This is a genomic window from Bradyrhizobium sp. SBR1B (assembly GCF_014198205.1).
GTDB lineage: Bacteria > Pseudomonadota > Alphaproteobacteria > Rhizobiales > Xanthobacteraceae > Bradyrhizobium.
The window spans coordinates 315,211-335,333 of sequence record NZ_JACIHC010000005.1 but is presented as its reverse complement, the minus strand read 5'-3'; the positions used below and the strand labels follow the sequence as shown (position 1 = coordinate 335,333).

General features: G+C 65.6%; 17 protein-coding genes. 13 read left to right on the top strand and 4 right to left on the bottom strand.

Annotated features, from left to right (window positions below):
* Positions 1-3: 3 nt before the first annotated feature.
* A complete protein-coding gene (locus tag GGD61_RS16310) occupies positions 4-999 on the bottom strand; it encodes a TRAP transporter substrate-binding protein (protein ID WP_092251963.1) in 996 nt (331 codons plus the stop codon).
* A gap of 184 nt (positions 1,000-1,183) precedes the next feature.
* Between GGD61_RS16310 and ugpB the strand changes: the two genes are divergently transcribed.
* The 10 genes from ugpB (at position 1,184) to GGD61_RS16260 (ending at position 12,928) form a co-directional block, all read left to right on the top strand.
* Complete coding sequence (gene ugpB / locus GGD61_RS16305) at positions 1,184-2,524, top strand: sn-glycerol-3-phosphate ABC transporter substrate-binding protein UgpB (RefSeq protein ID WP_092251965.1); 1,341 nt, start codon at positions 1,184-1,186, stop codon at positions 2,522-2,524.
* Positions 2,525-2,760: 236 nt separating this feature from the next.
* Entirely contained in the window at positions 2,761-3,720 is a 960-nt protein-coding gene (locus tag GGD61_RS16300; protein ID WP_092251967.1) for a phosphotransferase, read from the top strand.
* A 351-nt stretch (positions 3,721-4,071) separates the two neighbouring features.
* Positions 4,072-5,694 (top strand): ABC transporter substrate-binding protein, encoded by a 1,623-nt coding sequence (locus GGD61_RS16295; protein WP_092251657.1) that lies wholly within the window; start codon positions 4,072-4,074, stop codon positions 5,692-5,694.
* A 206-nt stretch (positions 5,695-5,900) separates the two neighbouring features.
* Entirely contained in the window at positions 5,901-6,914 is a 1,014-nt protein-coding gene (locus tag GGD61_RS16290; protein WP_092251658.1) for an ABC transporter permease, read from the top strand.
* A gap of 222 nt (positions 6,915-7,136) precedes the next feature.
* Entirely contained in the window at positions 7,137-8,036 is a 900-nt protein-coding gene (locus GGD61_RS16285) for an ABC transporter permease (RefSeq protein ID WP_092251659.1), read from the top strand.
* A gap of 283 nt (positions 8,037-8,319) precedes the next feature.
* Positions 8,320-10,143, top strand: coding sequence for an ABC transporter ATP-binding protein (locus GGD61_RS16280; RefSeq protein WP_092251660.1), 1,824 nt, complete (start codon positions 8,320-8,322; stop codon positions 10,141-10,143).
* Between the two features lie 82 nt (positions 10,144-10,225).
* Positions 10,226-10,405 (top strand): DUF4089 domain-containing protein, encoded by a 180-nt coding sequence (locus GGD61_RS16275; RefSeq protein WP_183230908.1) that lies wholly within the window; start codon positions 10,226-10,228, stop codon positions 10,403-10,405.
* A gap of 7 nt (positions 10,406-10,412) precedes the next feature.
* On the top strand, positions 10,413-11,807 hold the full coding sequence (locus GGD61_RS16270; protein ID WP_177236861.1) for an AtzE family amidohydrolase: 1,395 nt from the start codon (positions 10,413-10,415) through the stop codon (positions 11,805-11,807).
* 1 nt (position 11,808) lies between these two features.
* Positions 11,809-12,201: an oxalurate catabolism protein HpxZ gene (gene hpxZ / locus GGD61_RS16265; protein WP_018316855.1), complete on the top strand. Its 393-nt coding sequence runs from the start codon at positions 11,809-11,811 to the stop codon at positions 12,199-12,201.
* A gap of 4 nt (positions 12,202-12,205) precedes the next feature.
* A complete protein-coding gene (locus GGD61_RS16260; protein ID WP_177236862.1) occupies positions 12,206-12,928 on the top strand; it encodes a GntR family transcriptional regulator in 723 nt (240 codons plus the stop codon).
* A 108-nt stretch (positions 12,929-13,036) separates the two neighbouring features.
* On the opposite strand, the gene atzF is transcribed toward GGD61_RS16260, so the two are convergent.
* Positions 13,037-14,854, bottom strand: a complete 1,818-nt coding sequence (atzF, locus tag GGD61_RS16255; protein ID WP_244550568.1) for an allophanate hydrolase — start codon at positions 14,852-14,854, stop codon at positions 13,037-13,039.
* A 193-nt stretch (positions 14,855-15,047) separates the two neighbouring features.
* Complete coding sequence (locus tag GGD61_RS16250) at positions 15,048-15,542, bottom strand: MarR family winged helix-turn-helix transcriptional regulator (RefSeq protein WP_092251971.1); 495 nt, start codon at positions 15,540-15,542, stop codon at positions 15,048-15,050.
* Between the two features lie 151 nt (positions 15,543-15,693).
* Between GGD61_RS16250 and GGD61_RS16245 the strand changes: the two genes are divergently transcribed.
* Entirely contained in the window at positions 15,694-17,544 is a 1,851-nt protein-coding gene (locus GGD61_RS16245; RefSeq protein ID WP_092251663.1) for a feruloyl-CoA synthase, read from the top strand.
* A 393-nt stretch (positions 17,545-17,937) separates the two neighbouring features.
* On the opposite strand, the gene GGD61_RS16240 is transcribed toward GGD61_RS16245, so the two are convergent.
* The gene (locus GGD61_RS16240) at positions 17,938-18,444 is read right to left on the bottom strand and encodes a MarR family winged helix-turn-helix transcriptional regulator (RefSeq protein WP_018316859.1); all 507 of its coding nucleotides are present in this window, start codon (positions 18,442-18,444) and stop codon (positions 17,938-17,940) included.
* An 83-nt stretch (positions 18,445-18,527) separates the two neighbouring features.
* Here GGD61_RS16240 and GGD61_RS16235 point away from each other — a divergent pair, with 83 nt between their 5' ends.
* Both GGD61_RS16235 and GGD61_RS16230 read left to right on the top strand, forming a co-directional pair.
* Positions 18,528-19,748, top strand: coding sequence for a cytochrome P450 (locus tag GGD61_RS16235; protein WP_183230907.1), 1,221 nt, complete (start codon positions 18,528-18,530; stop codon positions 19,746-19,748).
* A gap of 12 nt (positions 19,749-19,760) precedes the next feature.
* Complete coding sequence (locus tag GGD61_RS16230; RefSeq protein WP_092251665.1) at positions 19,761-20,084, top strand: 2Fe-2S iron-sulfur cluster-binding protein; 324 nt, start codon at positions 19,761-19,763, stop codon at positions 20,082-20,084.
* The last annotated feature ends 39 nt before the right edge of the window (positions 20,085-20,123 follow it).

The window sequence follows — 20,123 nt, the reverse complement described above, 5'->3', positions numbered from 1 at the left end:
GGCTCACTCCACCTTGCGAATACGTTCGATCAGCGCGACCGCGGCGGGATCGCGCCCGGCCTTGGCGTAGATCGGGGCCATCGCGTCCTCGAACGGCTTGCGGTCGATCTCCCTGATGATGGTGACGCCGGCCTCCTGGGCCTTGCGCTGCGACTGCTCCTCGAGGTCGCGCCATTTCTCGCGCATGAACCGGCTGGAGCGCTGCGCAGCCTCCCGGAAGATTTTCTGGTCGTCCGGCGACAGGCTCTGCCAGGCCTTCAGCGAGATCACCAGCACTTCGGGGCTCATCGTATGCTCGGTGAGCGTATAATGCCCGGCATGCGTGTAATGATCCGTCGTCACGAAAGATGGCCAATTGTTTTCGGCGCCGTCGATCAGATGGTTGGCGAGCCCGGTGAGCACCTGCCCATAGGGCATCTCGACCGGCTCGGCGCCGAGCGAGCGGATCATCTGGCTCATCAACTCCGACTGCTGCACCCGGATCCGCAATCCCTTGAGATCCGCGATGGTCTTCACCGGGCGGGCGCCGTTGTAGATCGACCGCGCCCCGGAATCGTAGAAGGCGAGCCCGACGAAGCCATAGGGCTCGAAGCTGTTCAGAATCTCGCCGCCGATCGGGCCGTCCAGCACCTTCTGCATGTGCTCGATGGACCGGAACAGGAACGGCATGGCGAGCACGTTCATCGCCGGAACGAAGTTGCCGATCAGCGCGACATTGGTCCGGTTCAGGTCGATCGCGCCGGCCCGGGTCTGCTCGATGGTCTCCTTTTCCTCGCCGAGCTGGCGGGAATGGAACACCTTGATCTCGTGGCGGCCGCCGCTGCGCTCGGCGATCAGCGCGCCCATGTAGCGCAGCGCCTGGACGGTCGGGTAATCCTCGGTCTGGGTATCGGCGGCGCGAAATTCGCGTGCGACGGCACCCGTCGCACAGACGGCAAGCAGAAGCGCGACGACGATCACTCCGGTCCGCGAGAGTTCGGCACGGCTCAACACTGGCACACTCAACCCCTCAGTGGTGGAGTCTATGGCGGAGGCAAAAGGTTCAATGCAATCTAGCAGATGGTCGGGGGAAGGCCATCCCGCCCGGCGCGGCCGTGTAATTGTGCGGCGCGGCCGGCGCTCATTCCCGGTTGAAACCGCAAATGCCGCGCCTTAAGCAGAGCAGCCGCCTTTGTCGCGCGGCATGGGAAGCGCCATCGTGAGTCCAGCATTGCGCCTTTTGCAGCTCGTCGCCGCCTTGGCGGCTCTCTCATTGGCCGCGCCCGCGCGCGCCGCCACCGACATCGCGTGGTGGCACGCCATGTCCGGCGAGCTTGGGCGGCAATTGGAAAAGCTCGCCTCGGACTTCAACGCCTCGCAGTCCGATTACCGCATCGTGCCCGCTTACAAGGGCAACTACACCGAGACGGTGACGGCGGCGATCTTCGCCTTCCGCTCGCGCAGCCAGCCCGCGATCGTCCAGGTCAACGAGGTCGCCACCGCCACCATGACGGCCGCCAAGGGCGCGATCTATCCGGTGTTCAGCCTGATGCGGGACCAGGGCGAGCCGTTCTCGCTCAATGACTACTTGCCCGCCGTCTCCGGCTACTACACCGATGCGGCCGGCAACCTGCTGTCGTTCCCGTTCAACTCCTCGACGCCGATCCTCTACTACAACAAGACCATGTTCCGCGACGCGGGCCTCGATCCGGAGACGCCGCCGAAGACCTGGCCGGAATTGGGGGCCGCTGCAAAGCGCCTGCGCGACCGCGGCGCTGCTTGCGGCTTCACCACATCATGGCCGTCCTGGATCCATGTCGAGAATTTTTCCGCCTTCCACAATCTGCCGCTGGCGACGCGCGGGAACGGCTTTGCCGGGCTCGATGCCGAGCTGACCATCAACAATCCGGTCGTGGTCAAACACATCGCCCAGCTCGCCGAATGGCAAAAGACAAAACTGTTCGACTATGGCGGCCGCGGCCAAGCGGCCGAGCCGCGCTTCCAGAGCGGCGAATGCGGCATCTTCATCGGCTCCTCGGCGACGCGCGCCGACATCAAGGCGAATTCGAAATTCGAGATCGGCTACGGCATGATGCCGTATTGGCCCGACGTGAAGGGCGCGCCGCAGAACTCGATCATCGGCGGCGCCACGCTCTGGGTGCTGCGCGACCGGCCGCGCGAGGAATACAAGGGCGTGGCGCGGTTCTTCGCCTATCTGTCACAGCCCGGCGTGCAGGCCGCCTGGCATCAGAACACGGGCTATCTGCCGATCACCCGCGCCGCCTCCGAGTTGACGCGCGCGCAGGGCTTTTACGAGCGCAACCCGGGCTCGTCGATCTCGTTCGAGGAGATCACGCTCAACCCGCCGACGGAGAATTCAAAGGGCATCCGGCTCGGCTCCTTCGTCCTGATCCGCGGCGCGATCGAGGACGAGCTGGAGCAGGCCTTTTCCGGCCAGAAGAGCGCGCAATCCGCCCTGGATTCCGCCGTCGAGCGCGGCAACAAGCTGCTGCGCCAGTTCGAGCGCGCCAGCCCGGAACGGTAGTGCATGTTGCGATTGGGCTTCGCTGTGGCCGCGCGGGAGGCGCGCTCCCTCCCCCGCTCGCGGGGGAGGGTTGGGGAGAGGGCTCTCTCCACGCTGGGATTGCCTGACGTCTGCAGAGAGTGTCCCCGCGGGGAGAGAGCCCCCACCCGACGCTTCGCGTCGACCTCCCCCGCAAGCGGGAGAGGTGCACCGTCTCCTCGGCTCGCACTGACGAATCAATCAAGCTCGTAACGATGATGACTAACGCTCCATCGCAAACACTGCCGGCCTTCGCCGACGAGGAAAGCTTCCGCGCCTTTCGCTCCGCGCCCTCGCAATGGCTTCCGATCGCACTCGGCATTGCGCGCAGCCACGGTCTCGATACCAGCGCGCCGCATGTGTTCGCGACCGGCACCAACCTCGTCGTCGGCCTCGGCGAGGGGCCGATCCTCAAAATCTTCCCGCCGATGCTGTACGCACAATTCGTCTCCGAGCGCGGCTCGCTGATGCAGCTCAAAGGCCATCTCGATCTGCCGATCCCCGAGATCGTCGCGGAAGGGATACGCGACGGCTGGCCCTATCTCGTCATCACGCGGCTATCAGGCACGCTCGGCTCGGAGGTGTGGCCGCAGTTGCCGGAAGCGCAGAAGGAACGCCTGCTGCGCCAGATCGGCGAGACCATTGCGAGCGTCCAGCGCGCCCCGCTCGGGCCGCTTGCAGAGATCGAGCCGCGCTGGGACGATTTCATGCGTGCCCAGATGCAGGGCTGCAGGGCGCGGCACACGCGTCTCGGCCTCGCGCCGAAATTTCTTGCCGGCCTCGATGATCTCCTGTGCGATGCGGAAAAGCTCATCCCGCTGGATGCGCCGCCGGTCTTTCTGGTCGGCGAGTACATTCCGGAGAACTTCCTGCTCGCCTGCGATGACGGCCAGTGGTCGCTCAAAGGCCTGTTCGACTTCGGGGACGTGCTGGCGGGATGGCGCGATTACGACCTGCTCGGCCCCGGCGCGTTCATGGCGGCGGGCCGGCCGGGGAGGGTGAAGAGCCTGCTGGAAGGCTTCGGCTATGCGAAGCTCGACTACGCGCTCAAACGCCGGCTGATGGCCCTGATGCTGCTGCACCGCGCCAGCGACCTCAACAGCCACATCTGTATTGCGGGCTGGCAGGAGCAGGCGGACGATCTGGTCGAGCTGCAGGAGCTGATCTGGGCGGGGTGAGCGCGGGCCCCACCTCTCTCCATCATTCCGGGGCGCCGCAGAGCGGCGAGCCCGGAATCCATGGTCCTGCGCGTGCTGCCGCCCCGACGGATTCCGGGCTCGATGCTGCGCATCGTCCCGGAATGCCAGCTGTGCTCATTGGGCGGGCGCGGATCAAGTTAAGCTCATGAAATAGGCAAATCTGTATCTTTGTATGCAATTCCGGGAGATCGAGACGAAGGCCGCGGCGCGCCAAAATCGACATTTCCTAAGCGATGTCAGTTCATTAACTTGATCGTAACTGCTCGTTAAGCTCTGGCACAAACCTTGCGAATCCGGTTCCAACCAAAAACGTTGTGTTGGAGCGATTTCATGAAGCGCCGCGATTTCCTCAAGTCCGTTTCCGGATTGGCCGCCGGAGCGGCGCTTCCGGCGATGCCCCAGATGATCTCCTCAGCCTATGCCGACGCCCGTTCGGAGACGCTGCTGATCGTCTCGGAAGGCGGCCCCAACAATCTCGACATCCACGGCGTCGGCACCAACGTGCCCGGCTATGAGGTGTCCTGGAATTGCTACGACCGCCTGATCAGCCACGCGATGAAGAGCGGCCCGGGCGGCGTGCCCTATTACGACCGCGACAAGTTCAAGGGCGAGCTCGCCGAGGAGTTCAGGATCGACGACATGTCGGTCACCTTCAAGCTGAAGAAGAACGCCAAATTCCACGACGGTGCGCCCGTGACCGCCAGGGACGTGAAATGGTCGCTCGACCGCGCCGTCAGCGTCGGCGGCTTCCCGACCTTCCAGATGAGCGCGGGCTCGCTGACCAAGCCGGAGCAGTTCGTCGTGATCGACGACTACACCGTGCGTGTCGACTTCCTGAAAAAGGACAAGCTCACGATCCCCGACCTCGCCGTGATCGTGCCCTGCATCGTCAACTCCGAGCTGGTGAAGAAGAACGCCAGCGAGAAGGACCCCTGGGGTCTCGAGTTCACAAAACAGCAGACCGCGGGCTCCGGCGCCTACAAGGTGACGAAATGGACCGCGGGCACCGAAGTCATCATGGAGCGCAACGAGGATTGGGTCGGCGGCCCCTTGCCGAAGATCAAGCGCGTGATCTGGCGCATGGTGCCGCAGGCCGGAAACCGCCGCGCGCTGCTTGAGCGCGGTGACGCCGACATCTCCTACGAGCTGCCGAACAAGGACTTTCAGGAGATGAAGGCCAACGGCAAGCTCAACGTGGTGTCGCTGCCGTTCTCCAACGGCATTCAGTATATCGGCATGAACGTCACCAAGCCGCCCTTCGACAATCCGAAGGTGCGCCAGGCCGTGGCCTATGCGCTGCCCTATCAGAAGATCATGGACGCGGTGATGTTCGGCCTCGCCAACCCGATGTTCGGCGCACCTGCGGACAAGGCCACCGAAGTCGCCTGGCCGCAGCCGCACAAATACAACACCGACATGGACAAGGCGAAGGCGCTGCTCACCGAGGCCGGCTACGCAGGCGGCTTCGAGACCACGATCTCGTTCGACCTCAATTTTGCCGGCGTCAACGAGCCGCTCTGCGTGCTGGTGCAGGAGAGCCTTGCGCAGATCGGGATCAAGACCACCATCAACAAGGTGCCCGGCGCCAACTGGCGCACCGAATTGAACAAGAAGGAGATGCCGCTCTTCACCAACGTGTTCTCGGGCTGGCTCGATTACCCCGAATACTTCTTCTACTGGTGCTATCACGGCAACAATTCCGTCTTCAACACCATGAGCTACAAGTCGGCGGAGATGGACAGACTGATCGAAGGCGCCCGCACCGCCGCTGCGGCCGGCGATACCGCGACCTACGACAAGGACGTGAAGGGCTTCGTCGATCTCGCCTACACCGACATCCCGCGCATCCCGCTGTACCAGCCCTTCGTCAACGTCGCGATGCAGAAGAACATCAGCGGTTATCAGTATTGGTTCCACCGGCGGCTGGATTACCGCGCGTTGGTGAAGGGGTGAGGCGTGGGTGAGGTGAGCACGGCTCTCTCTTACCCTCTCCCCTTGTGGGAGAGGGTGGCTCGCCGCGTAGCGGCGAGACGGGTGAGGGGTAGCCACGAACGCCGACCTCGCTTGGGGCTACCCCTCACCCCAACCCTCTCCCACAAGGGGAGAGGGGGCGCAGCGGAGTGCGCGGCGCCATCTCATTCCAACATCAGGAGCACCCCATGCTGACCATGATCGGCAAGCGTCTGATGTTCGCGATTCCCTCGCTGATCGGCGTGGTCATCGTCACCTTCCTGCTGACGCGTGCGTTGCCGGGTGATCCCGCCGCTTATTTCGCCGGCCCCGCCGCGACCAAGGAAGCCGTCGAGCAGATCCGCAAGAAGCTCGGTCTCGACAAGCCGCTGATCGAGCAGTTCTTCCGCTACACCAACGATCTTGCCCACGGCGATTTCGGCAACTCGCTGACGACGGGACAGCCGGTCGCCGCCGAAATCCGCAACCGCCTGCCGGCCTCGGCTGAACTCACGCTGCTCGGCCTCATCGTCTCCGTCGTGATTGCAATTCCGCTCGGCGTCCTCGCGGCGACGCGGCCGGGATCGTGGGTCGATCATTTATGCCGCGTCACGACGACAGCCGGCGTCTCGCTGCCGGTGTTCTTCACTGGCCTCGTGCTGGTCTATGTCTTCTATTTCCGGCTCGGCTGGTCGCCGGCGCCGCTCGGGCGTCTCGACGTGTTCACCAGCGCGCCGCCGACGGTGACGGGCTTCTACCTGATCGACACCCTGATCGCGCGCAATCTCGAAGCGTTCCGCTCGGCGCTGAGCCAGCTCATCCTGCCCGCGACCACGCTTGCGATCTTCTCGCTGGCGCCGATCGCACGCATGACGCGCGCCTCGATGCTGGCGGTGCTGGCATCCGAATTCGTCCGCACCGCGCGCGCCAGCGGCCTGTCGCCGTCGACCGTCATCGTCACCTACGCCTTCCGCAACGCGATGCTACCCGTCATCACCACGCTCAGCATGGTGTTCTCGTTCCTGCTCGGCGCCAACGTGCTGGTCGAAAAAGTGTTCGCCTGGCCGGGCATCGGCTCCTATGCGGTGGAAGCGCTAATCTCGTCGGACTTCGCGCCGGTGCAGGGTTTTGTGCTCACCATGGCGGTCATGTACGTGCTGCTCAACCTCGTGATCGACATCTTGTACGGCGTGATCGATCCGCGCGTGCGGTTGGAAGGGTAGACCGTCATGATCTCGCCCAATACGAGCCACGCGAGCGGTCCGCTCCCTCTCCCGCTTGCGGGGGAGGGCTGGGGAGGGGGGTGTCTCCGCGGGCGAGAGCCCCCAAGAGGAGAGAGCCCTCACCCGCGCCTTTGGCGCGACCTCTCCCGCAAGCGGGAGAAGTGAAGCGCGCTCGCCGCTTGGCCGTTCGTCCCCACGCTCAGAAGCTCCAGGAGTAAAGCCATGAGCTCCGTTGCGCCTGCTGTTGAACCCGTCGGTCCCGCGCGCACCTCCGGCCTCGTCGCGGTGCTCGAACAGACCCGCTATGTCCTCAGCGAAAACAAGGTCACGGGCTTTGCCTTCGCATTGCTGATCCTGATCCTCGCCGCCGCGATCGTCGGCCCTTATCTCGTGCCCTACGATCCGCTCGCCTCCGACACCGCCGCGGCGCTGAAGCCGCCGTCGGCCGCGCACTGGTTCGGCACCGACCAGCTCGGCCGCGACATCTTCAGCCGCGTCATCGTCGCAACACGGCTCGATACCTTCATCGCGGTCGCCTCCGTCGTGCTGGTGTTCCTGATGGGCGGCCTCGCCGGCATCGCCGCGGGCTATTTCGGCGGCTGGACCGACCGCATCGTCGGCCGCATCGCCGACACCATCATGGCCTTTCCGCTGTTCGTGCTGGCCATGGGCATCGTCGCAGCGCTCGGCAACACCGTGCAGAACATCATCCTCGCCACCGCCATCGTGAACTTCCCGCTCTACGCCCGCGTCGCGCGCGCCGAAGCGAACGTGCGCCGCAACGCCGGCTTCGTGCAGGCCGCGCGCCTCTCCGGCAACGGCGAATTCCGCATCGTCCTGGTGCACATCCTGCCCAACATCATGCCGATCATGATCGTGCAGATGTCCTTGACCATGGGCTACGCCATCCTCAACGCCGCGGGCCTGTCCTTCATCGGCCTCGGCGTCCGCCCGCCGACCGCCGAATGGGGCATCATGGTCGCCGAGGGCGCCGGCTTCATGGTGTCAGGCGAATGGTGGATCGCGCTGTTCCCCGGCCTCGCGCTGATGATTGCCGTGTTCTGCTTCAATCTCCTCGGCGACGGCCTGCGCGACATCGTCGACCCCCAGCGGAGGACGTGATGATGGTTGGGGGCAGAGAGAAGATCGTGACGCTTGGGAGTGTGGTTGCCACGGCTCTCTCATCCCCTCCCCCCTTGTGGGGGAGGGGAAGGGAGGGGGGTAGCCACGAACTCCGACTTCGCTTGGAGCCACCCCTCTCCCCAACCCTCCCCCACAAGGGGGGAGGGAGCGAGAGGCCGGTGCCTGCCTCACGCGTAAATCTACGTCAAAAATTCCCCAACGAATCCAACCTCTTTCTACTGTGCATGGGGTTGTTTTCGCGTTTTTTGATCGGCAGGCTCGCATGACCGCCCAGCCGCTGCTCGATGTCCAGGACCTCACCGTCGAATTCACCACCCGCCGCGGCATCGTCAAGGCCGTACAGCACGTCAATATTTCCGTCGCCAAGGGCGAGACGCTCGCCATCGTCGGTGAATCAGGCTCCGGCAAGTCGGTGACGTCCTATGCGGTGATGCGCATCCTCGACCGCGCGGGGCGGATCGCCGAGGGCTCGGTGATGTTCTCCGGCATCGACGTCAAGGCCGCGACCGAAGACCAGATGCGCGATCTGCGCGGCCGCGAAGTCTCGATGATCTTCCAGAACCCGCGCGCGGCGCTGAATCCGATCCGAAAAGTCGGCGACCAGATCGAGGACGTCTTGCGCACCCACGTGCAGCAGGCCCAGGTCAAGGATCACGGCGAGAAGGCGATCGAGGCGCTGGAGCAGGTCAAGATCGCGCGCCCGCGCGAGCGCTACCATGCCTATCCATTCGAGCTGTCGGGCGGCATGTGCCAGCGCGTCGTCATCGCGCTCGCGCTCGCCTGCAATCCGCAGCTCCTGATCGCGGACGAGCCGACCACGGGCCTCGACGTCACCACGCAGAAGGCGGTGATGGATCTGATCGTGGAGCTGACCAAGCGCCGCGCGATGTCGACCATCCTGATCACCCACGATCTCGGCCTCGCCGCCGCCTATTGCGACCGCGTCGTGGTGATGGAGAAGGGCCGCGTGGTCGAGACCGCCAAGGCCGCCGACATTTTTGCGAACCCACAACACCCCTACACCAAGAAGCTGATGCGCGCGACGCCGCGGCTGGGTGTGTCGTTGCGTGATCTGCTGCCGGAAGAGGAGGGTGCTTCCTTCGCCTCTCCCCGCGTGCGGGGAGAGGCCGACGCGCACAGCGCGGCGGGTGAGGGGGACTCTCCCAGCACCGTGATCGCGGAAGCAGCCCCTCACCCCAACCCTCTCCCCGTGAAGGACGGGGAGAGGGAGCAGACCAGCGCAAGTGGCAAACCCCTCCTCCTCGTCGAAAAGCTCGTCAAGGAATACCCGCGCCAGGGTGCCACCGCGACGCTCGGAAAGCTGTTCGGCCGCAAGCCGCCGCTGGAGCCGGACGTGTTCCGCGCCGTCGACGGCATCAGCTTTTCGATCGGCCATGGCGAGAGCGTTGGCCTGGTCGGCGAGTCCGGCTGCGGCAAGTCGACCACGTCGATGATGGTGATGCGGCTTCTGGACCAGACCTCCGGCCTGATCCAGTTCGACGGCGAGGACATCGGCGCTATCCAGCCTGCGTCCTTCGCCCGGCTGCCGCAGCGCAGCCGCATCCAGATGGTGTTCCAGGATCCGACCGACAGCCTCAACCCGCGCTTCACCGCAGCGCGCGCCATCGCCGACCCGATCATGCAATTGGGCGACATCAGGGGCCGCGATGCGCTCCGCGCCCGCTGCGAGGAACTGGCGACCATGGTCGGCCTGCCGCACAACCTGCTGGATCGTTTCCCGCATCAATTGTCCGGCGGCCAGAAGGCCCGCGTCGGCATTGCCCGCGCCGTTGCGCTGCATCCAAAACTGGTCATCCTGGATGAGCCGACGGCGGCGCTGGACGTCTCGGTGCAGGCTGTCGTTCTGAACCTGCTTCAGGATCTCAAGGCGCGGCTAGGTATGAGCTATCTGTTCGTCTCGCATGATTTGAACGTAGTGCGCTTGCTGTGCGATCGTGTCATTGTGATGCGGACCGGTCGAATCGTCGAAGAGGGCTCTTCCGAAAAGGTCCTGAGCGATCCGCAGGACGACTACACCAAGGAGCTGCTGACGGCGATCCCGCATCCGCCGTTGCAGGTACACTAGAGCATGATCCGGAAAAGTGCGCGGCGGTTTTCCGAAAAGATCATGCTCAAATAACAACCTAGAGAGATAGTTTGGGAGCGTGATGGCCGAGCCGCTGGACGACTATATCGACGCCGTATCGAAAGCGCTGGCGCTGCCGGTCGAGGAGGCCTGGAGGCCGGCGGTGCGCGCCAACCTCGAAGTCTCGCTGCGGATCGCCCGCCTGGTCGACGAATTCGCGTTGCCGGACGAGACCGAGCCGGCACCGATTTTCACGGCGTGATGCTGCCATGACCAGTATGCCAGAGATGACGGCCGCCGAAATCGCGAGTGCAGTCGCGGGCCGCAGGATGTCCGCGCTCGATGCCACGGAAGCCGCGCTGTCGCGCATCAAGCAGCACGACGGCATCCTCAATTCCTTCACCGACGTCACCGCCGAGCGCGCCCGCGCGAAAGCGCGTGCCATCGATGCCGACATCGCCGCCGGCAAGGAAGTCGGCCCGCTCGCCGGCGTGCCCTTCGCGGTGAAGAACTTGTTTGACGTCGCCGGACTTTCGACGCGCGCGGGCTCGAAGATCAACCGGGACCTCGCGCCCGCTAAACGCGACGCCACGCTGATCGAGCGCATGGAAGCGGCCGGCGGCGTGCTGGTCGGTGCCCTCAACATGGGCGAATACGCCTACGACTTCACCGGCGAGAACGTCCATGACGGTCCCTCGCGCAATCCGCATGACACCGCGCGAATGACCGGCGGCTCCTCCGGCGGCTCGGGCAGCGCGGTCGGCGGCGCGCTGGTGCCGATCGCGCTCGGCTCGGACACCAACGGCTCGATCCGCGTGCCGTCCTCGTTCTGCGGCATTTTTGGTTTGAAGCCGACCTATGGCCGGCTGTCGCGGGCGCGCTCGTTCCCGTTCGTCGCGAGCCTCGATCATCTCGGCCCGTTCGCGCGCTCGGCCGCCGATCTCGCGCTCGCCTATGACGCGATGCAGGGCCCGGACGCGGAGGACAGCGCCTGCACGACGCGCGGTCTGGAGCCGACGCTGCCGCTGATCGCCAACCCGGTCTCGGATCTGCGCATCGCCATCGCTGGCGGGTATTTCCAGAAGAACGTGTTTCCGGAAGCGGTCGAGGCCGTCAGCCGCGTTGCCAAGGCGCTTGGCGCAACCAAGGTGGTCGACGTTCCCGAAGCCGCGCGCGCCCGCGCGGCAGCCTATGTCATCACCACCACCGAGGGCGCTTCGCTGCATCTCGATCGCCTGCGCAAGCGGCCGAACGATTTCGATCCGGCCGTGCGCGACCGGCTGATCGCGGGCGCGATGGTGCCGGCGCCGATGGTCGATCGGGCGCAAAAATTCCGCCGCTGGTATCGCGCGCAGCTCGCCGAGATCTTCAAGACCGTCGACGTGCTGCTCGCGCCGGCGACGCCCTGCACCGCGCCAAAGCTCGGCCAGGTGAATTTCAACCTAGACGGCGTCGAGCTGCCGGTCCGCGCCAATATCGGCATCCACACCCAGCCGATCTCCTTCATCGGCCTGCCAGTGGTCGCCGTCCCGGTGCCGCTCGAGCCGCTGCCGATCGGCGTGCAGATCATCGCGGCGCCCTGGCGCGAGGACATTGCGCTCCGCGTCGCCTACGCCCTGGAAAAGATGGGCGTCGCCACAGCGCCCGCGCCGAGAGGATTCTGACATGGAGATCGATCTCCCCGAGGTGATCGCGGAAGTCAAAGCCGCGTTCGATCGCTATGAGCAGGCCCTCGTCAGCAACGATGTCGCCGTGCTCGGCGAGCTCTTCCGCAACGATCCCCGCACGCTGCGTTACGGCATCGGCGAGAATCTCTATGGTTATGAGGCGATCAGCGGTTTCCGCGCCGGCCGCTCGCCGGTCGGCCTGAACCGCCGAACCGCAAAGACCGTCATCTCCAGCTACGGCCGCGACACGGCCGTGGCCTCCACTTTGTTCTATCGCGACACCGCGCCCGGCAAGGTCGGCCGGCAGATGCAGACCTGGATTCGCTTCCCGGAGGGCTGGCGCGTCGTCGCTGCCCATGTCAGCATCATCGACGAGCCGAAAGAGACCTGACCGTATGACGCTTGAGGATCTTCCGCAGGGAGCACTGCCGGCCGAGCCGGTGGTGCCGCGCGTCGACCGCGCCTCGCCATCGGTGCTGAAGGTCACGCGCGCAGAGGAGTTGCGGCTGCAACTCGCCGACGAGATCGTGCGCGGCACCCTGGCCCCCGGTGCACCCTTGGACGAGACCGACATCGCGCGTCGCTTCAGCGTCTCGCGCACGCCGGTGCGCGAAGCCTTGCGTCAGCTCGTGGCCAGCGGCCTCGTCGAAGCGCGTGCCCATCGCGGCGCGGTGGTGGCGCAGCCCTCGATCGAGCGTCTGACGAGCATGTTCGAGGCGATGGCCGAGCTCGAGGCGTTGTGCGCCGGCCTCGCCGCCGAGCGCATGTCGGCGGCCGAGCGCAATGGCCTGGAGGCCATCCACGAGGAGCTGCGGGTGCTGAGCTACACCGGCAATCCCGATCGCTTTCACGAGGTCAACGAACGCTTCCACAACGCGATCTATGCCGGTTCCCAGAACGGCTACATCGCCGAGATCACGCTGGCGACGCGGGTGCGCGTGCAGCCGTTCCGCCGCGCCCAGTTCCGCAACCTCGGCCGTCTCGCCAAATCGCAAGCCGAGCACGACCGCGTCGTCGTCGCCATCATGCGCGGCGACAAGCAGGGCGCAGCCGCCGCGATGCGTGCGCATATCGAGCTGGTGCGCGGAGAGTACGAGATGTACGCGGTGTCGGTGTAGCGCCGCGCGATCGGTGCCGTAGGGTGGTCAAAGGCGCAAAGCGCCGTGCCCACGGTTTCTCAGGAAGGTCGGGATCGTGGGCACGCTTCGCTTTGCCCACCCTACGACCTACTTTGTCGCAGCTTCCTTCATATACGCGCGCCATCCCCCATACGCGGTGATGTCGCGCGCGTCGCCCAGCACTTCGGGCTCGACGAGAAACCCTTTCACGCTGCGACCATCGGCAAGGCGCACCGTGCCGATCGCCATCGGCGAGGGAATCGCATTGACGAACTTGCCGAACGCGGACGGCGACAGCGACCAGATCTCCAGCTCGATCGAAGCGCCCTTGCCGGCTTCCACGCGCAGCATGCCGGGCTTCGGCGGCGTGGTCTTGAGCGCGTAGAGCTTGTAGTCGGGCGCGGTTCTTGTCGCCTCGATCAGGTTTGCGTCCAGCGCCTTCAATTCGCCGTTGAGCACCATGCCGGACAGATGCGCACCGACCACGGCGATGGGGATCTCGTCGCCGCTGCTTGCCGGCAGCGGCGCGAGCGGCGCCTGCGCGGTGCCCTTCGCGCCGAGGCTCAGCTTGGTATCGGCATGGAAGACGCGGCCGATGCTCGCGAGCCGCGCGTCATGTCCCGCGGGCGCCAGCAACGTGATGCCGAACGGAATGCCGTCGGCGCGCATCGATGCCGGCACGGCGAGGCCGCAGAGGTCGAGAAGATTGACGAAATTGGTATAAGTGCCGAGCCGGCTGTTGAGCTCGATCGGATTGGCCAGCACCTGCGCGGTCGTATAGGCCGTCGGCGCCGTCGGCAGCACGAGCGCGTCGATATTGGCAACCGTGCGCTCGGCGATCTTGCGCAGGCCCTGCAAGCGATAGAGCGCCGAGAACGTCTCCGCAGCGGTGAGCCGCGCGCCGGCCGCGGTGATCTCGCGCGTCACCGGATGGATCGTATCAGGCGCGGACGCGAGCAGGTCCTTGATCACGATATAACGCTCGGCGACCCACGGGCCCTCATAGAGCAGCCGCGCCGTCTCGTAGAACGGCTCGAGATCGAACTCGACGAGCCTGGCTCCAAGCGCAGTCCAGCGCTTCAGCGCATCGGCGTAGGCGGTTTCCGCCTTCTTGTCGCCGAAGAAGATCAGTTGTCCGTTGCGCGGCACGCCGAGGCGCAAGCCTGCCTGGAACGGCGTGAGCGCGCCCAGTGGCCGGGCGCGCGAGAACGGATCGGCCGGGTCCGGCCCCGCCATCACGGAGAGCGCGAGCGCAGCATCATCCACCGTCAAGGCGAACACCGAGATGCAGTCCAGCGTGCGGCAGGCCGGCACTAGGCCCGCGTTCGAGATCATGCCGAGGCTCGGCTTCAGCCCGACGATGTTGTTGAGCATCGCCGGCACGCGGCCGGAGCCGGCCGTGTCGGTCCCCAGCGACAGCGGCACGAGCCCCGCGCCGACCGCCACAGCGGAGCCCGAACTGGAGCCGCCGGGAATGAGATCGTCGCGGATCGAATTTTTGGGAATGCCGTAAGGCGAGCGCACGCCGACGAGGCCGGTCGCGAACTGGTCGAGATTGGTCTTGCCGATGATGATCGCGCCGGCGGCACGCAGCCGCGCCACCGCAGTCGAGTCATGCGTCGGCGTGGTGGAGAAGGCCGGGCAGGCCGCCGTGGTCGGAAAGCCCAGCGCGTCGATATTGTCCTTTACCGCAACGGGCACGCCGTAGAGTGGCAGGTTGGCGGCGTCCTTCGTAGCAAGCCTCTCGGCCTCGGCGATCGCATCCTTCTCGTCGCGCAGACTGATGAAGATGGCGGGATCGTTGTGATCGCGGATGCGCTGATAGGTCCGCGCGACCGTCTCTGCCGGCGTCAGCGCGCCCGCGCGATGCGCGGCCACAATCGCGGCGATCGTTTCAGGCTGCTCAGCCCCCATTTCAGCCCTCATGGCGACAAAACTCCGGCAACTGCTTCATCCGGAGTGAAGCAAGCGATGTGCCATTGTGTACATTATCCGGGCAGGAATGCTGCTGCGGATATTATCCGTGTGATCAGTGGCTTGGGGGATATTTCGACAGGCGGGCAGGCAGCGATGTCAGCGCCCTGCGATGGGCATCTGCTCAAATCATAGGCAGTCGAGATCAGGTGAAGCCAGCGAGGATCCGCAGCAGCTGCGCCCGGTTTTCCTTGCCGATCTTCTCTTCGACATGCCGCTCGTGCTCGGCCGCCAGCCGCTTGAATTTCGCCAGCGCCGTCTCGCCCTGGGTCGTCAGATGCAGCGCGTGGGAGCGACGATCCGCCTTCGATTTGACCCGCTTCACCAGCTTGCGCTGCTCGAGGCTGTCGAGCAGGTGCACCAGCCGGGCGCGCTCGATGCCGAGGCGCTTTGCCACCGCCATCTGCGACAGGCCCGGATTGGCGCCGATCACCGTCAGCACCGAATATTGCGTCGGCCGGATGTCGACATCGCCGAGCGTCCTGATGAAGTCCTGAAAGATCCAGATCTGGAAGCGCCGCACCGCATAGCCGGCGTGCCCGACCAGTGCGTCGAGGCCGATATCGTCGGCGATATCGCGCGGCGCCGCGCCGTTGCCGGCGCGCTTGCGTGGGGAGCTCTGGGCTGCGGTGGCTGTCAAATCGCGTCTCCTGCCGCACCTGTTGTAGCCTCTCTGTTGCCCGGGCGAAAGATTGTTGTTGACGACAACAATTGTCATGCCCAACATTATGGCCAAAGCAGCCCGGAACGAGGCTGCGGCCGATCCGGGGGCCGGGCGGAGGAGGAAACACATGACAGTCGCGCCACACGGCGACGCTGCAAGCCTGTTCGCAACACCCAGAACCGTCGCCGAGCATCGCGCCGACGGCAGCATCGTGCTGCGCTCGCCCGAACCGTTGCGCGATGGCGCGCGCTGTGTCGGCGACTGGCTGGAGCAATGGGCGCGGCAAACGCCTGACACGATCTTCCTTGCCGAGCGCGGCCACGTCGATGCACCCTGGACCAACGTCACCTATGCGCAGGCGCTGCGCCAGGTGCGTGCGGCGGCGTCCTGGATTCTGGCGCAGGGCCCCAGCGCCGAACGCCCGCTCGCGATCCTCTCCGACAACAGCATCGACCACGCGCTGCTTGCGTTGGCCGCCCAGCATGTCGGCGTGCCCTCGGCCGCGATTTCGCCGGCCTACTCGTTGATGTCGAAAGACTTTGACAAGCTCAAGAGCATGATCGCGCTGCTCGAGCCGGGCGCGATCTATGTCTCCGCCACGAAACCATTTGCGGCAGCGCTGGCGGCGATCAAACCGCTGCACAAGGCGCAGATCATCAGCGGGAACGCTGACGATGTCGATGCGCTCGCGTTCCACACCATCGCCGCGACGCCCGAAACGCCCGACGTCGCAACGGCGTTCGCCGCGGTGACGCCCGATACGATCGCAAAACTCCTGTTCACCTCGGGGTCAACAGGTGCGCCCAAGGCCGTCATCAACACCCAGCGCATGCTGACCTCGAGCCAGCAGGCCAAGGCGCAGACCTGGACCTTCCTCGAACAAAGCCGCGGCGACCTCGTCATCCTCGACTGGCTGCCCTGGAGCCACACTTTCGGCGCCAACCACAATTTCAATCTCGTGCTGCGCAATGGCGGCTCGCTCTATATCGACGGCGGCAAGCCGGCGCCGGGGCTGTTTGCGACGTCGCTCGCCAATCTGAAAAGCGTGATGCCGACGGTCTATTTCAACGTGCCGCGCGGCTTCGACATGCTGATCGCGGCACTGCGCGGCGACGAGGAATTGCGCCGCCGCTTCTTCAGCGAGGTGAAGTTCGCCTTCTATGCGGGCGCGGCACTGCCGCAGAATCTCTGGGATGCGCTCGAAGACCTCTCGATCAAGACCGTCGGCCGCGCGATGCCGATGGTTTCGGCCTGGGGCTCGACCGAGACGTCGCCGCTCGCGGCCGACTGCCATTTCCTCGCGGAGCGCTCCGGCAATATCGGTGTCCCCATTCCCGGCACCGAGTTGAAGCTCGTCCCCTCCGGCGACAAGCTGGAGGTGCGGGTGCGCGGTCCCAACGTCACGCCGGGCTATTGGAAGGCGCCGGAGCTGACGAAGCAGGCCTTTGATGAAGAGGGTTTTTATCTCATCGGCGATGCGGTGAAGCTTGCCGATCACGCGCGGCCGGAGCGCGGACTGTTCTTCGACGGCCGCGTCGCCGAGGATTTCAAGCTCAATTCCGGCACCTGGGTCAGCGTCGGCACACTGCGTGTCGCCGGCATCGCCGCGCTGGCACCGCTGGCGCAGGACATCGTCGTCGCAGGTCATGGCGGCGACGAGGTGCGCTTTCTGGTGTTCCCGAACATCGCGGCCTGCCGTGCCCATGCCGGCTTGGGCGAGACGGCGGATCTGCACGAGGTGCTCGCGCATGACAAGGTCAGGAGCGCGATCGCACACGGCCTGGCGAAACTCAGGCAGCAGGGCCCCAACTCCTCCGGCCACGCCACGCGCGCGCTGCTTCTCGCCGAACCGCCATCGGTCGATGGCGGCGAGATCACCGACAAGGGCTACATCAACCAGCGCGCTGCGCTGACGCGCCGCGCCGATGCCGTGGCGCGGTTGAATGATGATGCGTCGGCGGAGTGGATCGGGCTGTAGCTGGCCGCGTTTCCCCTCTCCCTTGTGGGAGAGGGTGGCTCGCCGCGCAGCGGCGAGACGGGTGAGGGGTTCTCTCCGGGTCTCACACTGCCACGTGTAGTCGCGGAGACAACCCCTCATCCCCGGCGCTTCGCGCCACCTTCTCCCACAAGCAAGGGGAGAAGGAAGCAAGCGAGACCTCTCACCCATAGGCCAGTGACCCTGCCGCAATATATTGCTGATTCTTTTGTTGCCTAAGCAACTAATTTATGCGAACCGTTCCAGAGAGCGACGACGGCGGGAAAACCGCCGCGTCTGATCCTGGAGGAAACGATGCTCGGCCCGAACGGTGCCGTCGGCAAGCGCCGGCGCATGCCTGGACATGACGGAGGACGGTGCCGGAAGCGCGCCCCGTCAGGTCTCGGTGCCGCCGGTGACCGCGCCGAGATTCTCGTGCAGCCGGCGGAGCAGGCCGATCAGCACCTCGCGCTCGTCCTTGTTGAGGCAGGACAACAGTCGCCGCTCGCGTTCGAGCGCGGCGGCGATCACCTTGTCATGGGTGGCGCGGCCCCTCGCCGTCAGGGAAATCGAATGGGTGCGGCCGTCGTTCGGGTCGGTGCGGATCGAGATCAGCCCGCGCTTCTCGAGGCCCGCCAGCGTCCGGCTCACGGGCCCCTTGTCGAAGCCGATGACGTGACAGATGCGCGAGGCCGGAATGCCGGGCTCGATCGCCAGCAGCGACATGACCCGCCATTCCGTGACGTTGACGCCGAACTCGCGCTGATAGAATGCGGTCGCGCTATTCGAGAGCTTGTTGGCGATGAAGGTGACGAAGGCCGGGACGTAGCGCTCGAGATCGAGCGTCGGTCCGGCCTCTGCGGGCGCAGGCTTGTGGCGGGGTCTGGTCGAAGGCGCAGGCATGTCGGCGTTCTGTCTCGCGGTGAGGCCACCGACCTAAAGGCATGCGCCGCGCTTTCACAAGATCAAAATGAGGGAGGTCTCCCATGACCGCATCCGGCAGCCCTGCATCGACAGGCTCTGCGGCCGTCCCGCATCTCGACGTCGATCCCTTCGACATGAATTTTTTCGCCGATCCTTATCCGACGCATCAGCGGCTGCGGGAGGCCGGACCGGTGGTCTATCTCGACAAGTGGAACGTCTATGGCGTGGCGCGCTATGCCGAGGTCCATGCGGTACTGAACGATCCCGCGACCTTCTGCTCCAGCCGCGGCGTCGGCCTGTCCGACTTCAAGAAGGAGACGCCGTGGCGGCCGCCGAGCCTGATCCTCGAGGCCGATCCGCCTGCGCACACCCGCACCCGCGCCGTGCTGTCGAAGGTGCTGTCGCCGACCGTGATGAAGCAGGTGCGCGATCGCTTTGCCGCCGCGGCGGAGGAGCGCGTGAACGCACTGCTGGACAAGCGCAGCTTCGATGCGATCACCGATCTCGCCGAGGCCTATCCGCTCTCGATCTTTCCGGATGCGCTGGGCCTGAAGGCGGAGGGGCGCGAGCATCTGATCCCCTACGCGAGCGTCGTGTTCAACGCGTTCGGCCCGCCCAACCAGTTGCGCCAGGAGGCGATCGCGCGCTCGACGCCGCACCAGGCCTATGTTGCCGAGCAATGCCAGCGCGACAACCTCGCGCCCGGCGGCTTCGGTGCTTGTATCCACGCCCGCGTCGACGCCGGCGAGATCACCGCGACCGAGGCACCACTGCTGGTGCGTTCGCTGCTGTCGGCCGGTCTCGACACCACCGTCAACGGCATCGGTGCCGCCGTCTATTGCCTCGCGCGCTTCCCCGACCAGTGGCAGCGCCTGCGCGCTGATCTGACGCTGGCGCGCAACGCCTTCGAGGAGGCCGTGCGGTTCGAAAGCCCGGTGCAGACCTTCTTCCGCACCACCACGCGGGAGGTCGAGCTCTCAGGCGCGACGATCGGCGAGGGCGAGAAAGTGCTGATGTTTCTCGCCGCCGCCAATCGCGATCCCAGACGCTGGGACGAGCCTGATAGTTACGACATCACCCGCCGCACTTCCGGTCATGTCGGCTTCGGCTCGGGCATCCATATGTGCGTCGGCCAGCTCGTCGCCCGCCTCGAAGGTGAGGTGATGCTGACGGCGCTGGCCCGGCGCATCGCGAAGATCGAGATCACGGGCGAGCCGAAGCGCCGCTTCAACAACACGCTGCGCGGGCTCGATAGCCTGCCCGTCACCATCACCCCGGCCTGACCAGGAGCTTTGATGCCCGCCATCACTTTCATCCATCCCGACGGCAAGTCCGAGCGCGTCGAGACCGCGGACGGCGAGAGCGCTATGCAGGCGGCGACTCGACTCGGCCTCGACGGCATTCTGGCCGAGTGCGGCGGCAACGCCATGTGCGCGACCTGCCATGTCTATGTCGACGAGAGCTGGCTCGCGCGTCTGCCCGGCATGGCCGACGATGAGGATGCGCTGCTCGACGGCACTGCGAGCGAGCGGCTGCCCAACAGCCGGCTGTCATGCCAGATCAAGATCACGCCGGGGCTCGACGGGCTCGTGGTGAAGCTGCCGGAGCGGCAGGTCTGAGTCGACGCGCCGGCAACGACCGGCGCGGCAAACCATCAA

Bases quoted from the DNA above. Each gene is read 5' to 3' on its own strand.
- ugpB (WP_092251965.1), top strand. From the start codon at position 1,184: ATGGGAAGCGCCATCGTGAGTCCAGCATTGCGCCTTTTGCAGCTCGTC.
- GGD61_RS16300 (WP_092251967.1), top strand. From the start codon at position 2,761: ATGACTAACGCTCCATCGCAAACACTGCCGGCCTTCGCCGACGAGGAA.
- GGD61_RS16295 (WP_092251657.1), top strand. From the start codon at position 4,072: ATGAAGCGCCGCGATTTCCTCAAGTCCGTTTCCGGATTGGCCGCCGGA.
- GGD61_RS16290 (WP_092251658.1), top strand. From the start codon at position 5,901: ATGCTGACCATGATCGGCAAGCGTCTGATGTTCGCGATTCCCTCGCTG.
- GGD61_RS16285 (WP_092251659.1), top strand. From the start codon at position 7,137: ATGAGCTCCGTTGCGCCTGCTGTTGAACCCGTCGGTCCCGCGCGCACC.
- GGD61_RS16280 (WP_092251660.1), top strand. From the start codon at position 8,320: ATGACCGCCCAGCCGCTGCTCGATGTCCAGGACCTCACCGTCGAATTC.
- GGD61_RS16275 (WP_183230908.1), top strand. From the start codon at position 10,226: ATGGCCGAGCCGCTGGACGACTATATCGACGCCGTATCGAAAGCGCTG.
- GGD61_RS16270 (WP_177236861.1), top strand. From the start codon at position 10,413: ATGACCAGTATGCCAGAGATGACGGCCGCCGAAATCGCGAGTGCAGTC.
- hpxZ (WP_018316855.1), top strand. From the start codon at position 11,809: ATGGAGATCGATCTCCCCGAGGTGATCGCGGAAGTCAAAGCCGCGTTC.
- GGD61_RS16260 (WP_177236862.1), top strand. From the start codon at position 12,206: ATGACGCTTGAGGATCTTCCGCAGGGAGCACTGCCGGCCGAGCCGGTG.
- atzF (WP_244550568.1), bottom strand. From the start codon at position 14,854: ATGAGGGCTGAAATGGGGGCTGAGCAGCCTGAAACGATCGCCGCGATT.
- GGD61_RS16245 (WP_092251663.1), top strand. From the start codon at position 15,694: ATGACAGTCGCGCCACACGGCGACGCTGCAAGCCTGTTCGCAACACCC.
- GGD61_RS16240 (WP_018316859.1), bottom strand. From the start codon at position 18,444: ATGCCTGCGCCTTCGACCAGACCCCGCCACAAGCCTGCGCCCGCAGAG.
- GGD61_RS16235 (WP_183230907.1), top strand. From the start codon at position 18,528: ATGACCGCATCCGGCAGCCCTGCATCGACAGGCTCTGCGGCCGTCCCG.
- GGD61_RS16230 (WP_092251665.1), top strand. From the start codon at position 19,761: ATGCCCGCCATCACTTTCATCCATCCCGACGGCAAGTCCGAGCGCGTC.